Source organism: Labrys okinawensis (assembly GCF_002982075.1).
GTDB classification, from domain to species: Bacteria; Pseudomonadota; Alphaproteobacteria; order Rhizobiales; family Labraceae; genus Labrys; species Labrys okinawensis_A.
The window spans coordinates 22,815-35,514 of sequence record NZ_PUEJ01000017.1 but is presented as its reverse complement, the minus strand read 5'-3'; the positions used below and the strand labels follow the sequence as shown (position 1 = coordinate 35,514).

Annotated in this window: 12 protein-coding genes; 11 read left to right on the top strand and 1 reads right to left on the bottom strand. The window is 63.6% G+C overall.

The window, feature by feature from the left end:
* Positions 1 to 340 precede the first annotated feature (340 nt).
* The 11 genes from C5L14_RS29280 (at position 341) to C5L14_RS29230 (ending at position 10,998) form a co-directional block, all read left to right on the top strand.
* On the top strand, positions 341 to 1,417 hold the full coding sequence (locus tag C5L14_RS29280) for an ABC transporter ATP-binding protein (protein WP_105865596.1): 1,077 nt from the start codon (positions 341 to 343) through the stop codon (positions 1,415 to 1,417).
* A 51-nt stretch (positions 1,418 to 1,468) separates the two neighbouring features.
* Positions 1,469 to 2,368 (top strand): ABC transporter permease, encoded by a 900-nt coding sequence (locus C5L14_RS29275; protein WP_105865595.1) that lies wholly within the window; start codon positions 1,469 to 1,471, stop codon positions 2,366 to 2,368.
* Positions 2,369 to 2,371: 3 nt separating this feature from the next.
* Positions 2,372 to 3,217: an ABC transporter permease gene (locus C5L14_RS29270; RefSeq protein ID WP_105865594.1), complete on the top strand. Its 846-nt coding sequence runs from the start codon at positions 2,372 to 2,374 to the stop codon at positions 3,215 to 3,217.
* Positions 3,217 to 3,957 carry an SDR family NAD(P)-dependent oxidoreductase gene (locus C5L14_RS29265; protein WP_105865659.1) on the top strand — a complete coding sequence of 247 codons (741 nt, stop codon included), beginning with the start codon at positions 3,217 to 3,219 and terminating at the stop codon, positions 3,955 to 3,957. Before C5L14_RS29270 ends, C5L14_RS29265 begins: the two co-directional genes overlap by 1 nt.
* Before the next feature lie 25 nt (positions 3,958 to 3,982).
* Positions 3,983 to 4,744, top strand: coding sequence for an SDR family NAD(P)-dependent oxidoreductase (locus C5L14_RS29260; protein WP_105865593.1), 762 nt, complete (start codon positions 3,983 to 3,985; stop codon positions 4,742 to 4,744).
* A gap of 36 nt (positions 4,745 to 4,780) precedes the next feature.
* Positions 4,781 to 6,016 carry an ABC transporter substrate-binding protein gene (locus tag C5L14_RS29255; RefSeq protein WP_105865592.1) on the top strand — a complete coding sequence of 412 codons (1,236 nt, stop codon included), beginning with the start codon at positions 4,781 to 4,783 and terminating at the stop codon, positions 6,014 to 6,016.
* Between the two features lie 169 nt (positions 6,017 to 6,185).
* Complete coding sequence (locus C5L14_RS29250; protein WP_105865591.1) at positions 6,186 to 7,280, top strand: ABC transporter ATP-binding protein; 1,095 nt, start codon at positions 6,186 to 6,188, stop codon at positions 7,278 to 7,280.
* Between the two features lie 56 nt (positions 7,281 to 7,336).
* The gene (locus C5L14_RS29245) at positions 7,337 to 8,218 is read left to right on the top strand and encodes a polysaccharide deacetylase family protein (RefSeq protein WP_105865590.1); all 882 of its coding nucleotides are present in this window, start codon (positions 7,337 to 7,339) and stop codon (positions 8,216 to 8,218) included.
* Positions 8,219 to 8,317: 99 nt separating this feature from the next.
* Complete coding sequence (locus C5L14_RS29240) at positions 8,318 to 8,650, top strand: hypothetical protein (RefSeq protein WP_105865658.1); 333 nt, start codon at positions 8,318 to 8,320, stop codon at positions 8,648 to 8,650.
* On the top strand, positions 8,640 to 9,725 hold the full coding sequence (locus tag C5L14_RS29235; protein ID WP_105865589.1) for a CobW family GTP-binding protein: 1,086 nt from the start codon (positions 8,640 to 8,642) through the stop codon (positions 9,723 to 9,725). Before C5L14_RS29240 ends, C5L14_RS29235 begins: the two co-directional genes overlap by 11 nt.
* 49 nt (positions 9,726 to 9,774) lie before the next feature.
* Complete coding sequence (locus tag C5L14_RS29230) at positions 9,775 to 10,998, top strand: ABC transporter substrate-binding protein (protein WP_105865588.1); 1,224 nt, start codon at positions 9,775 to 9,777, stop codon at positions 10,996 to 10,998.
* A 90-nt stretch (positions 10,999 to 11,088) separates the two neighbouring features.
* Here C5L14_RS29230 and C5L14_RS29225 read toward each other — a convergent pair whose 3' ends face one another.
* Complete coding sequence (locus C5L14_RS29225) at positions 11,089 to 12,471, bottom strand: PLP-dependent aminotransferase family protein (RefSeq protein WP_105865587.1); 1,383 nt, start codon at positions 12,469 to 12,471, stop codon at positions 11,089 to 11,091.
* Positions 12,472 to 12,700 lie beyond the last annotated feature (229 nt).

Genomic DNA, 12,700 nt, shown 5'->3' with positions numbered 1-12,700 from the left:
AGAAACCTCGTTGAATATGGCCAGTTTCCAACAAAATTGGCGCAGACCTCGCCACCTCCCCGTCGGGGACCCAAAATGCGCGACCGCTCAGATTTTGGGCGGGCGATGCACAAAAAAGATTGTTGCATACAAAAATCGATTGAACTAAGATCCAAGCACTCATTGCCGCAGAAGCAATGCAGAGGCGAACTGAATCAAGCAAGTTGATCGATATTTGATCGGACGCGACCGTATTGCGGCCGCTCGATATTTATCACATCAAATTAAGTCACTGGTGAATCACGCTATTCCTAGGAATAGCTCGGCACCTGCGTGGCCTAATACGACCCGGGAGGCTCGTTTGGCAGATGTGCTTCGTTTATCCGGCATCAGGAAGTCCTATGGCGACCTGCATGCCCTGGACGTTATCGATCTCACGATCCCCGACAATGCCTATGTCTCGCTTCTCGGGCCCAGCGGTTCGGGCAAGACCACGCTTCTGCGCGTGATCGCGGGATTTGAAGATCCCGACCAAGGTAGCGTCGCGCTCGGCGGCCGTCCCATCGACAATGTCCAGGCGCATCGGCGCGGCATCGGCTTCGTCTTCCAGAACTTTGCCCTGTTCCCCCATCTCTCCGTTGCCAGGAACATCGCCTATGGCCTTGAAAACCGTGAAGTCGGCGCGCTGACGGATCGCGCCGCCATTCGCCGGAGGGTCGGCGAAATGATCGAGCTGGTCGGTCTGGCCGGCCTGGAGGACCGCGGCGTCGCCCAGATCTCGGGTGGCCAGCGTCAACGCGTAGCGCTGGCTCGCACACTCGTAACCGAACCGCGCCTCGTGCTGCTCGACGAACCGCTCGGAGCGCTCGATGCCAATCTGCGGGCCCGGATGCGGGCGGAGCTCAGGAGCATTCGCGAACGCCTCGGCGTCACCTTCCTTCATGTCACCGGCAGTGAATCCGAAGCACTGGCCATGGGCGATATCGTGCTGGTGCTCGACCGGGGCCGCATCGCCCAGTCGGCGGATGCCGACACCATCTATAACCGCCCTGCCGCGCCTTCCGTCGCGCGCTTCCTCAACTGCTACAATCTGTTCGAGGGAACGCTCTCGGGCGCGGACTTTGTCGGGCCGGCGGGCAGGTTCCCGACTGCCGGAAGCCCACGCCTCACCGGCGGGAAAACCGCCTACGCCGTCCGCTATGACCGCATTCAGGTGCGCCCGATCTCTTCGGCCCTGGCGACGGACGAAGTGGGCGTCGAAGGCGCCTTCATCGCCAGCGAATATAGCGGCGCGGCGGTGAATTCCTTCTTCGCACTCGATAGCGGCCAGGTGGTGGAGGTGGAGACACATCTCAGCCATCGCCCTCCCGCCGCGTACGCGCCGCAGGAACGCTACGGCCTCGTCTGGAAGCGCGACCTTGCGCTCCTCTTTGCGTGAGCACCGGCCATGTCTCTTGCTGACCCCCGCCCCGGAACGGAGACCGACTGGATGACGACGCCTCCCGGCAGCGAAGCGGCGGCGCCGCAGGCTGCATCGCCGCCCAGGTCCCGCAACAAGATACTATGGCTGCTGGCCCCGGGCGTGGCATGGATGGTGCTCTTCCTGCTCGTCCCCATCCTGATGATGGTCTATGTCTCGTTCTGGACGCAGACCACGTTCAAGATCGAGCCCATCCTCACCACTAGGAGCTGGGTCAGCTTCTTCACGAGCGATACCTATCTCCAGGCCCTCTGGACCACGATCCGCATCTGGCTGACGGTGCTGGCCGCGACCCTCGTGGTCGGCTATCCCACGGCCCTTTTCGTGGGCCTCTTCGTGCGCAACAAGGCGCTGCAGACCACGCTCCTGGTGCTGTGCGTCATCCCGTTCTGGACCTCGTTCCTGATCCGCGTCCTTGCCTGGCGCCCGATGCTGGGCAAGGAAGGCGCCATCAACCTGATCCTGCTCAAGGCCGGCATCATCACCCAGCCGATCGAGGCCCTGCTCTTCTCCGACCTCTCGGTTGTGATCGGCATGACGCAGATCTACTGCGTCTTCATGGTCGGCCCGATCGCCTTCATGCTCGGCCGGATCGACCCGAACGTCATCGAGGCGGCGCGGGATCTCGGCGCCGGCTTCTGGCGTATCTTCCGCACCATCATCCTGCCCCTGTCGATGCCCGGCGTGGTCGTCGGCTCGATCTTCGTTTCGGTGATGGTGCTGGGCGAATTCGCCACCTCCGCCGCCTTGTCCGGACGCAAGGTCAACCTGCTCGGCAACATCATCGTCACCCAGGTCGGCTCGCTCAAATGGGCCTTCGCCGCGGTGGTCGGCGTCGTCCTGACGATCGTCATGGGGGCGGTGGTCGCCGCCCTGCTGCGCGTCGTCGATCTCAGGAAGGAGCTCTGAGCCATGCAGGCACGCGGCGTCAAACCGGTCCTGGCCGTCTACACGGCCCTGTTCCTCCTGTTTCTCTACGGCCCCTTCGTCGTGCTGGCGATCCTGTCCTTCCAGACCGGGCCGGAGGGCGGGCCGCAATTCCCGATCATCGAATGGTCGACCTACTGGTACCAGCATCTCTTCGGCCTGACGCCTCCCTCGCGCATCGCCCCGCTGCCGATCGAAGAGAGCCTGGGGCGCTCGATCATCCTCGCTATCATGACGATGGTGGTCTCGACCGTCCTGGGCGTGACGTCCGCGCAGGCCTTCCGCAAGAAATTCCGGGGCTCGGGCATCGCTTTCTATCTGATCGTCCTCGGCATGATGGTGCCGGGCGTCTTGGTGGGCCTCGGCATGGCACTGGCGGCCAATGTCCTCGGCATCGACCGGCACTGGTGGAGCACGGCCTTCGTTCTCCACGTCGTCTATACCTATCCCTTCGCCTTCCTCGTCATGCTGGCGATCTTCAACCGCTTCGACCAAAGCGTCGAGGAGGCCTCCTGGTCCCTGGGCGTCTCGCCGATCCGCACATTCCGGAAAGTGACATTCCCGCTGATCTTTCCGGGCGTCCTGTCGGCGATGCTGTTCGCCTTCACCCTTTCCTATGACGAGTTCTCACGCACGCTCTTCGCCTCGGGGCGCGACCTCACTCTGCCGCTGGCGATCTACGGCACGTTCTCTGTCGAGATCCATCCGAATGTCTTCGCGTTCGGCGTTCTGACCACCCTGTTCTCGTTCGCCCTGCTCGCGGTCTACGCAATCCTGATGGGCCTGTCGGTCCGTCGCGGCAGGCGCGTCGCCATCCAGGAGGAGGCATGATGCCCGGCCCGAAAACAGCCATCGTCACCGGAGCCGGCTCGGGTATCGGCAAGGCCATCGCCGAACGGCTTGCGGCGGACGGCTATGGCGTGCTCGTCAATGATCTGGCACTGGAGCGGGCGCAAGCCCTCGCGGACGCCATCCAGGCGGGAGGCGGCAAGGCGGTCGCAGCAGCCGGCGATGTCTCCCGCGAAGCAGATGTCGCAGCCATCGCCGCCGCGGCCAGAACGCATCTCGGCCCGGTGGACCTACTCGTCAACAATGCCGGCCATGTCCATCAATGCCTGTTCGAACATCTCGAACCCGGCGATTTCGATCGCATGTTCGCCGTGCATGTGCGCGGCACCTACCTGATGATACGGGCCGTGTTGCCGGCGATGCTGGAAGCGGGATCAGGCATCATCATCAATGTCGCATCCCAGCTCGGCCAGATCGGCGGGATCGAACTCGCCCATTACTCCGGAGCCAAGGCCGCGGTGATCGGCATGACCAAATCGCTTGCCCGCGAGGTGTCGAGCCGCGGCGTTAGGGTCAACGCCGTCGCGCCGGGACCGATCAACACGCCGCTGGTGAAGGCTCTCTCGGATGGCTGGAAGGACCGCAAGGCCAGGGAACTGCCGCTCGGCCGCTTCGGCGAGCCGGAAGAAGTGGCGGCGACCGTCGCCTTCCTCGCTTCCCCGGCCGCCAGCCTCTTCGTCGGCCAGACGCTCGGGCCCAATTCCGGCGACGTGATGTTGTGAACGCGCACAGGGAGAAGACAGCACCATGACGAAGGCACGCATCGTCCTGATCACCGGCAGCGGCATCGGCATCGGCCGCGCCAGCGCGAAGGCCTTCGCCGCCCTTGGCGACCATGTCGTGGTTACCGACATCCTGGAGGCGGAAGGCAAGGCCGTCGTCGAGGAGATCAAGGCGGAAGGCGGCTCGGCCGAGTTCATGGCGCTCGACGTTCGCTCCACCAGCGACGCCGATGCTCTCGTCGCCGATATCGAGGCCCGCCATGGCGGCATCGACGTCGTCGTCGCCAATGCCGGCATCGCTCATCGTGTTCCCCTCGCCAGTCTAGACGACGACAAGTGGGACCTCACCTTCGATATCGACCTCAAGGGCATCTTCCGCGTGGCGCGGGCTGCCCTGCCCGGCATGCGCGCCCGCAAATCCGGCGCCGTGGTCGCGCTGTCCTCGATCATGGGCGTCGCCTATGGCTGGGACGAGCATGTGCATTATTCATCGGCCAAGGCCGGTGTCGTCGGCCTGGTGCGGGGCCTCGCCGTCGAGGTTGCCCGCGACGGTGTCCGGGTCAATGGAGTGGCCCCGGGCTATATCCGCACCGCCCAGCTCCTCTCCAAGGAACATTCGCTCGGACCGGAAGGGGCCGAGGCAGCTGGCGCCTTCATTCCCATGGGCCGTATCGGCGAGCCCGAAGAGATCGCCGACGTGATCGTTTTCCTCGCCTCTTCCAGCGCTCGCTACCTCACGGGCCAGACGCTGGTGGTCGATGGCGGCCTGCTGGTGGGCCGCTACTGAAACAAAAGCAAATGAACCAGAACCGGAGAAGGAACGATGTCTGACCGAAGCGAGATGACGCGCCGCTCTTTGCTGAAGCGATCCGCGGGAATGATGGCCCTGGCCTTGGGCGGCGGCACGCCGTTCATGTCTTCCCGCGCTGCCTGGGCGCAGGGCAGCAGCCTGGCAGGCGAAAGCCTGCGCACGATCGGCTTGTCCGTTACGGTGCAGGAGCGCATCCTGGCCGAATTCAAGGCCGCCTCCGGCGTGGGCACGACGTCGGGCACCGCTGCAACCTTCCCCGATGCTCAGACCAAGATCCTGTCGGGCTCGAAGGACTATGATTGCTGGGAAGTGATCGCTGAACGCCTGCCCTCGGTGGTGATGACCAACAATGTCGCGCCGATCGCCGTCTCGTCGCTGAAGAACTGGGCCAATATCCGCGACACCTTCACCAAGCCGAGTGACAAATGGGATCCCAAGGCCCAGATCACCGGCCAGATCTGGCAGGACGATGCCCATAGCCAGCTGTGGATGGTGCCGGCCGTCTATAACTACGACTCCATCGGCTACAATCCGGACGTTCTGTCCGACGAGGAGGCCAACAGCTGGGCGGCGATCTTCGATCCCAAATGGAAAGGCAAGTCCGGCCTCAACACTGACCCGCTTATCGCCTTTGGGCAGGCCGTGATGGCGATGAACTCGCTGGGCCTGTCGGCGGTCAAGAACCCGGGCAATCCGTCTGAAGCCGAAATCGACGAGGCCGCTAAATTCCTGGTTTCGAAGAAGAAGGAAGGCCAGTTCCGTGCACTCTGGGGCGATTTCGGCGAACTGGTCAATCTTCTCGCCTCCGGCGAGATGGTGGTGTGCGACGCCTGGCAGCCCGCCGTGATGGCGGTCAAGGCCCAGGGCAAGGCCTGCAGATATGCCCGCCCCAAGGAAGGCTACCGCGCCTGGGCGATCGGTCCTTCGCTCATCGCCGGCTCCGCCAACAAGGAAGCCGTGGCCGCCTACGCCGATTATTGGCTTTCCGGAAAGCCCGGCATCACGGTTTCGGAACAGGGCTATTACTCGCCCACGACCAATATCAAGAACGAGATGGCGCCGGAGAAATATGCATTCTGGTACGAAGGCAAGCCCTGGGTCGGCGCCGCCGAGCGCGGCATCAAGGAAGGTGACCTGCGCGACGGAGGCAGCCTGGCGGAACGGGCCGCCAACGTCGCCTATTGGCACCAATGGCCGGACGCCTACGACCATCTCATCCAGAAATGGGACGAGTTCCTGAACGCCTGATCACGGTCCGGGCGGAAAGCACGCCTTCCCGCCCGCCTCTTCAGAGCAAAGTACGATTTCGTTGAATCGCACTTTTCTCTAACCATTTGTTTTAACACGTTTTTCTCAATCGAAAAGTTTATCGGCTTTTCTGGAAAACGCTTTAGCCACTGCCGCGGAGCCTGACGCGATGGTCCACGATCTCGAACTCATCAAGGTCGGCAAGGTCTATGACAACGGCACACCTGCCGTCGCCGGCTTCGACCTTGCCGTGGCCAAGGGGGAATTCATCGCCTTTCTGGGGCCTTCCGGCTGCGGCAAGACGACGACGTTGCGTATGATCGCCGGCTTCGAAGCCATCTCCTCCGGCGACATGCTGATCAAGGGAACGCGCATCAACGACGTGCCGCCCGAACGGCGCCCGACCTCGATGATCTTCCAGAACTATGCGCTCTTTCCCCATATGACCGTCCGCCGCAATGTCGGCTATGGCCTCGAGGTCAAGGGACTGGCCAAAGCCGAGCGGGAGGCGAAGGTCGACCGTATCCTGGCCACGCTCGGCCTCGAAGATGTCGCCGACAAGCGTCCCGACAAGCTCTCCGGCGGCCAGCGCCAACGCATCGCCCTGGCGCGCGGCCTCATCGTGGAGCCCGATATCCTCCTGCTGGACGAGCCGTTGGGCGCGCTCGATGCCAATCTGCGCAAGGCGATCCAGAACGAATTGAAGCTGTTGCAGAAGAGACTGGGCGTCACCTTCGTATTCGTGACGCATGCCCAGTCCGAGGCCCTCGCCCTATCCGACCGCATCGTGGTGATGAACCAGGGACGCGTCGAGCAGATCAGCCCGCCGCACCAGCTCTACACCCGGCCGAACACGCCCTTCGTGGCGCAGTTCATCGGCCGCAACACCATTCTCGACGGCTCCGTCGGCGGTGTCGAGGATGGGCGTGCGGTGGTCGACACCCCGCTCGGTATCCTGCGCGGCACGGCAAACGGCGCCCTGGCCGAGGGCAGTGCCGCCAAGATCGTCGTCCCGGCCGAAGCCATAGAAGTCCGCTCGGCCTCTGAGGCGCGCGCTACCGGGATGGGCAATGCCATCGCCGCCACCGTCCGGCGTCTCGACGTCGTCGGGCACATCTCGCATCTGTCCGTCGAGCTGCCGGGAGGCCGGGCGGTGTCCCTGGAAGCGCATGTCGAGAAATACCCTCCGGGCCTCTTCGCCCCGGGAGGAGAGGTCGTATTGGCGTGGAATGCCGCCGAGGCAACCGTCATTCCGGCCGCCTGACCGACCACCTATTCAAGAAGACATCGATTTCAACATGAAATGAGGAGACCTCACCCATGGCAAAGGAAATTCTCTGCGGCTTCGGCGTCGACGTCGATGCGGTCGCCGGCTGGCTCGGTTCCTATGGCGGCGAGGACTCGCCGGACGACATCTCGCGCGGCCTTTTCGCCGGCGAGGTCGGCTCGCCCCGCCTGGTGAAGCTGTTCGAGCGCTTCGGCATCAAGACGACCTGGTTCATCCCCGGCCATTCGATCGAAACCTTTCCCGAGCAGATGCAAGCCGTGGCGGACGCCGGCCACGAGATCGGCATCCATGGCTACACCCATGAAAACCCGATCGCGATGACGCGCGAGCAGGAGATCGAGATCCTCGACAAATGCATCGATCTCGTCACCAAGCTTTCCGGCAAGCGCCCTACCGGCTATGTCGCGCCCTGGTGGGAGTTTTCCAACGTCACCAATGAGCTGCTGCTCGAACGCGGCATCAAATACGACCATTCGCTGATGCATAACGACTTCACGCCCTATTATGTGCGCGTCGGCGATTCCTGGACCAAGATCGATTATTCCGGCAAACCGAAGGACTGGATGGTGCCGCTGAAGCGGGGGCATGAGACCGACCTCATCGAAATCCCGGCCTCCTGGTATCTCGACGACCTGCCGCCGATGATGTTCATCAAGAAGGCGCCCAACAGCCACGGCTTCGTCAATCCGCACGACATCGAGCAACTCTGGCGCGACCAGTTCGACTGGGTCTATCGCGAGATGGACTATGCCGTCTTCCCGATCACGATCCATCCCGACGTCTCGGGCCGCCCGCAGGTCCTGATGATGCTGGAGCGCCTCTATGCGCACATGGCCAAGCATCCCGGCGTCAAGTTCGTCACCATGAACGAAATGGCCGACGATTTTGCCCGGCGCTTCCCGCGCAAGAAGTGACGGCGGAGGCCGGGCCCCCTATCCTGGGCCCGGCCTTGAATGCATTCGGGAGAGGCCGACGAGCCTTTCGAGCACGACGATGCGCCGAGGAAGATCTGCATGTGTTCGCTCTGCGGCATTCTGGGTGGCAATGAGCACTGGGCCGACGCCGTGGCCCGACCGGGCGTCTTCACGCGCAATGGCGACAGGATCGATCGCCGCCGCGAGCGGATGAACCGCGTACGCATTGCCTGCCAGGTTCTGGAACCCTTCGGCATGAGCCTCTCCGACTGGCAGGGCGCTTCCTTCCTCCTGTCGACCAAAACCGGCAAGACCGAGATCATCGACGATCTCGGCCATCTGTGGCCGGCAGCCGAAAGGCTGGCCAGGCGCGACTGCGATCCGCTCTCCCTGCCGGTGATCGAAGCGATGGAGAAGCGCCATGGCCGATAACGTCCCGGCCTTCACCCCGGTCCACCTCCTTACCGGCTTCCTCGGTTCGGGCAAGACGACCTTGCTGCGGCGGCTCCTGTCGGATCCGGCCATGGCGCGCACCGCCGTGCTGATCAATGAATTCGGCGAAATCGGGCTCGACCACCACCTGCTCGAGCCCATTGACGAGACCATGGTGCTGCTGCCGTCCGGGTGCCTGTGCTGCACGATCCGCGGCGAACTGGCCCAGGCGATCCGCGATATCCATGCCAGGCGGGAGCGCGGCGACATCCCCTCCTTCGATCGGCTGGTGATCGAAAGCACCGGCCTGGCCGATCCTTTCCCGATCCTGTCGACCATCAAGGCCGATCCCGTCCTGCGGCATCATTTCCGGCCGGGCACGGTGATTGCAACCGTGGATGCGGTGAACGGCCGGTTCCAGCTCGAGACCCATGTCGAGTCGACACGCCAGGCCGCGATCGCCGATCGGCTCGTGCTCACCAAGACCGACATCGCCGACGAGGTGACGGTCGCCCGGCTCCTCGATCGGCTGCGGCGCTTCAATCCGGATGCGCCGATCCTGCGGGCCGCCGACGGTGACCTCGATGCCCCGGCACTGTTTCATCAGGATGACCTCGCTTCTGCAGGCCAGCCCGAGCGCTCGACCCGCGCATGGTTCCGCCAGACCTTTCAAAGCGACGATCCGGTCGCCCCCGAGACAGCCAGCCAGCCCGGCCATGAGCATGGGTCGGGCGACCGTACGCGGCATGGCGAACGCATCCGCTCCTTCGTGGTCACGGTCGATGAACCGATCGACTGGACGGCCTTCGGCATCTGGCTGACCATGCTCCTCAACCGTCATGGCGACCGTATCCTGCGGGTGAAGGGCATGCTCAACCTTGCCGGAGAGATTGCCCCGGTGGCAATCCACGGCGTGCAGCATCTGGTGCACCCGCCCGTGCATATGCAGGCCTGGCCCGATGACGACCGACGCTCGCGCATCGTTTTCATCGTGGATGACCTCGATTCCAGCTTGATCAGGCGCTCCCTCGCGGCCTTCAACAGATTGGCGGTCCCCCTGCCGCAGCGATCATGATCAAGTGATTTCGAATGCCATTGTCTCTGCCCCGCCGTTCGAGTTCCCCATGAAGGGAGATGCATTGGAAGAAAAGCTCCCCGCACCTGCCGTTCGCAGTACGGAACGACCGACCCTGCGGGTGTTGGGAACCGAGATTTCACACCTCGAGGAACTGCGCCTCAAGGCCGAAGCCGACCTCGGCATCAATGTCGTCTTCGACACCCAGGACTTCATCACCGCCCAGCACAAGGCGGCGGCCGAGCCCGGCAGCTATGACGTCTACGACCAGTGTTTCCACAACCTCGATATCGTCTGGTATTGGCGCGCCATCCAGCCCATCGATCTCACGCGCATCCCGCTCTGGAACGAAATCACCGATCTGACCAAGACGGGACGGCTCGATCCGGGCGCCCGCATCGGGTTCGGGGACGCTCCCGTGACCAAACTCTTCGTCCAGCCGAACCGCGCCTTGGGCCCGACGCCTTCGCGCTGGCTTTCGATGCTGCCGACCACCCATAATTTCGATTCCTTCGCCTTCCGGCCGGATCTCGCCAATGGCGATGCCGAGCAGATCGTCTCCTGGGGGGCCCTGCTCGACGAGCACTGGCATGGCAGGGCGGCCCTGGTCGATGAGCCGGCGATCGGTGTCTTCGACGCGGCCCTCGCCGCCCAGTCGCTGGGATTGATGAGCTTCGAGGACATCGGCAACATGTCGACCGAGGAGATCGACACCCTGCTCGGCATTCTGATCGAGCGGCGCAAGGCCGGTTTCTTCGCCGGTTTCTGGAAGACCGCGGCGGAGGCGGCCGGCCTGATGCGCGACGGCGGGGTCGTGATCCAGAGCATGTGGTCGCCCGGCATCACCGCCCTGCGCCATTGCAACGTGCCCGTGATGGAGGCGGTACCCCGCGAAGGCTATCGCGCCTGGCATGGCGGCTTGTGCCTTTCGAGCAACCTGTCGGGGCGCATGCTCGACATCGCCTATGAGTATCTGAACTGGTGGCTGTCCGGCTGGCCGGGCGCGGTGATGGCCCGCCAGGGCTACTACATGTCCATCCCGGCCCGGGTTCGGGCTTTCCTGACGCCGGACGAATGGGCCTACTGGTACGAAGGCCTGCCGACGCAGGCCGATTTGCCTGGACCGGACGGCACCATCACCATCAAGGCCGGATCCGTGCGCGATGGCGGGTCCTACCGCCAGCGCGCCAACTCGATCGCCGTCTGGAACACGACGATGGACGAGCACAATTATCTGGTTCGGCGGTGGTCGCGACTGGTGAACGCCAGCTGATCCAACCCTGCCGTCGGAGACAGACCGGCTTCGGAAAGCCGAAAGTGCCAGCTGGCCCCGACAGCGCATAGAGCCTGCGGCAAGGCCATGTTAGAAGAACGCGGCGGCAGTTTGCGGCGATCCCTCGAGCGCATGAGCCATGAACTCCAATCCAGCACGCAGCCGCTCGCGGCTTATCGGTCCGCCCAGACCAACGCGCACGATCTCGCTCGGCTCGCCTGCGACAGTGAAGACATCGCTTACCACCACGCCGATACCCGTGCGGCGGACATAGCTGGCAAAGGCCGATCGCGTCCAGCCATTGCCGAGCGGCAGCCAAATATTGAAGCTCAGGGGATCGGACAGATAGGTGCCCGGTTCGAAGAATTGTGATGCCAGCTTCTCGCGGGCGGCGGCTTCCGCGCGGATGAAGCGCAGGATGGTGTCGGCGGTGCCGTCCTCGATCCAGCGCGTGGCCACGGCGACCGTCACCGGCGAAGCCATGACCGAGAGGGCTCGCAGCGCCGCACTGAACGACCAGCCTGCGCGCGCATCGGGCGCCACCACGTAAGCAAGGCGCAGACCTGCACCGATGCATTTGGCCAGGCCCGCTATGTGCCAGCAGATATCGGGTGCTATCGCCGCCAAGGGCGGCGGCCCATGCGTCGGAATGAAACCATAGGCGTCATCTTCGACGATCGACAGCCGATGCCGGCGCGCCACCGCGCAGATCTCGGAACGCCGCCTTTCGGGAATGGTGACCGTGGTGGGATTCTGCAGTGTCGGATTGAGATAGAGCGCCTTCGGGCGATGACGCTGCACGGCCTCCTCGAGGGCCTCGGGCAGGATGCCGTCTCCATCGGTTTCGAGGCCGACGAGGTTGAGGCCAAGCTGTGCGGTGATGGAGCGCACGCCAGGATAGGTGATCGCCTCGGACAGCACCGTCTCGCCCGTTCTCGCGAGCAGGCTGAAGATCCCGACAAGGGCGGGATGTGCGCCGGGCGTGACGAAGATCCGCTCTTGGGCAGGCACCAGCGCACGACGGCCGAGCCAGGCGGACGCGGCATCCTTGTCCATCGGCGCCCCTCCGAAGCCCTGATACCGCAGCAACGGCAACAGATCCCGGGCTACGCTGACGAAGCCGTCCTGCATGCGGGCGACCAGTTCGGGATCGTCAGGTTCGGGCGGCATGTTCATCGAGAAGTCCGCAAGCTGCTGGCGCCGCGGGTCGCCGTCTTCCCGCAGAGTGGCGTTGCTGCGCACGAAGCTCCCACGCCCCACGACCGACTCGATCAGGCCGCGTTTGCCGGCCTCGACATAGCCCCGCGCCACCGTCGTGAAGTCGACACCCAGCATAGCGGCGAGCTTGCGCTGCGGCGGGAGGCGTGCGCCCACTGCGAGGACGCCCTGTGCAATGTCCTGCGCGATGGCGTCGGCGATGGCGAGATAAAGAGGGCCATCGTTTCGGGCCAGATCAGGTCGCCAGTCTTTCATGATGGTCTCCAGCCGCCTCACAAATTGACTGTATATTGATAGCTATGACACCTGTCATCCATCATTTTAAAGAAAATTGACTGCATCTTAGCAGGACAGGGCGATGTTGGATTTCGAGGCAATTCGAACGCAGAATACGCATGGATTTTGATACTTTTGCTCGCCTCAGTCATAAATTGACTGCCATATTGAATGTATAAATGGCTTTTTTGACGATAAATTGACTGCC